Annotated in this window: 1 protein-coding gene and 1 pseudogene; both read right to left on the bottom strand. The window is 47.0% G+C overall.

Annotated features, from left to right (window positions below):
* Positions 1 to 453 precede the first annotated feature (453 nt).
* A complete protein-coding gene (locus tag C8E01_RS21370; protein ID WP_243409764.1) occupies positions 454 to 1,665 on the bottom strand; it encodes a serine hydrolase domain-containing protein in 1,212 nt (403 codons plus the stop codon).
* Positions 1,666 to 1,759: 94 nt separating this feature from the next.
* A pseudogene (locus C8E01_RS22235) lies at positions 1,760 to 1,845 on the bottom strand (IS1 family transposase); the annotation flags it as partial.

The raw sequence follows: 1,845 nt of genomic DNA, 5'->3' as shown, positions 1-1,845 counted from the left end.
TGAATTTCATAGTTCAAGTGGATAAGTATAGTATTACTTAGCCACTTAGCTTGTGAAAAGTTGCAGGAAGGAAGGTGTTATTAGACAGTCTGACGGTACCATTCAGGTACAGTCTGAAGAGGGAGAAGGCACTGTTTTTATACTTCGCTTTGGATAAGGCTTGATGGTAGGACGTGTAAGTTAAACTCTACTTTTAAGTATAGCCTAAAGCTGGTTCCAACTTCTTCATACTCCTCTTCCTGCTCTATTTCTATACTTGGGCCTGCCATTATTCTTAGCCCTTTCCAGGGTTTCCAAAGGTTACTAAATTAAGTACACAGGGGACTCTTGTTGTTCGTGCTCTTAGCTTCAAAACTAACCAGTTCCATATTGTTATGCGAGCTAACACCCCACACTTCATCGAACCAGATCCAAGGCTTTATAAAAGGGAAAGCAACCTTTCGCCAACTCTGTTTATTTAGCGCTCGCCACATGAACCTGTTTTTTTTCGTTTTTTGGGCGGGCCGGATACATAAAGTTGCGCACGTCTTTCATGTAGTTCAGGCTGCCGTTGGTCAGGTTGCTGAGCACAATGATGGAACTGTGGTCGTTGGGATTGCGCAGGAAGTAGGTATTAAAGCCATGCCACAGGCCTCCGTGGTATACGACCGTATCACCGCTATCCACTTGCTTGATGCGCCAGCCGTAGCCGTAAGATTCATCGCGTTTGTTTACTTTGCCTGTTGGCGAGAAGGCCTCCTCCAACGTTTCACGCTTCACCAGCTTTTGGGTATAGAGTGCCTGGTCCCACTTGTAGAGGTCCTCTACAGTAGAGTACATGCCCTTGTCGCCCAGCACGGTGTCCTGGTAATCGGGCAGGCGTTTGCGGCGCCCGCCGATGTGGCCCGCTGCTACCCTACCACTCTGGGCAACCAATTCGTGGTTGAAGGTATAGGTGCTGTTCATTTTGAGCGGCTCAAAAATGTGCTCGCGCATAAACTCTGAAAATGGCTGCCCCGAGGCCTTCTCCACAATGGAGGCCAGCAGCGCATACCCTGTGTTACTGTAACTGAAAGTACGGTCAGGCTGGTAGTAGATCTTAGGCTTGTGTACAGCCATCATGCTCAGCACATCGTCGTTGCTTAGGTCCACTTTGCGGTCAGGCCAGAAATCTTCGCTGAAATAGGTATAGTTGGGCAGGCCAGAGCGATGCGTGAGCAGTTGTCTGATGGTGATGCCCTTGTATGGAAAATCTGGAATGTATACCTGCAGGCTGTCCTCGTAGTTGAGCTTACCCTGCTCCTTCAGCATCATAATAGCCACAGCCGTGAACTGCTTCGAAACCGAGGCGAGTTGAAATACGGTTTGGGTGCTCAGGGTATCCTTGGTCTTAAAATCGGCATAGCCGAAAGCACCGCGGTATATGATCTGGTCATATTTGGTAACAAGCACGGTGCCATTGAAGCCCTTTTTTTTGTGTAAACGCGTGAAAAGGGAATCGACCTGCTTGCCAAGTCTGGTAGCGACGGTGGGTGTAAAGGTTTCAGGTGCCTCCACGTGCAGTTCACAATCCTCCTCTACTATAAGCTCCTCTTTTTTAAAGCCGGAGCATGCACTGAAAGACAGAAATAAAGCGCACGCCACTACGCCTCGGATTAAGAGCGACTGAATGTTACTAAATGCCATACCTGAAATATACCAACAAGGGAAATGAGCTTTAAATATAAAAGAAGCCTTTGGTTTTTTCAGCACCTTTGGCTAAAGAAATTTTGGTTGTGGTCTACAATGTATGATGGTTTCTGTAATAGAATACTAGCTTCATAGCGTTGTAGTGGTTTTGCTCTTTTTTAGAGAAGCAGGCTGTTT

Origin of the sequence: Pontibacter virosus (assembly GCF_003096355.1) — a bacterium.
GTDB lineage: Bacteria > Bacteroidota > Bacteroidia > Cytophagales > Hymenobacteraceae > Pontibacter > Pontibacter virosus.
The sequence above is the reverse complement of the archived record's forward strand: the minus strand, read 5'-3'. Positions and strand labels throughout refer to the sequence as shown.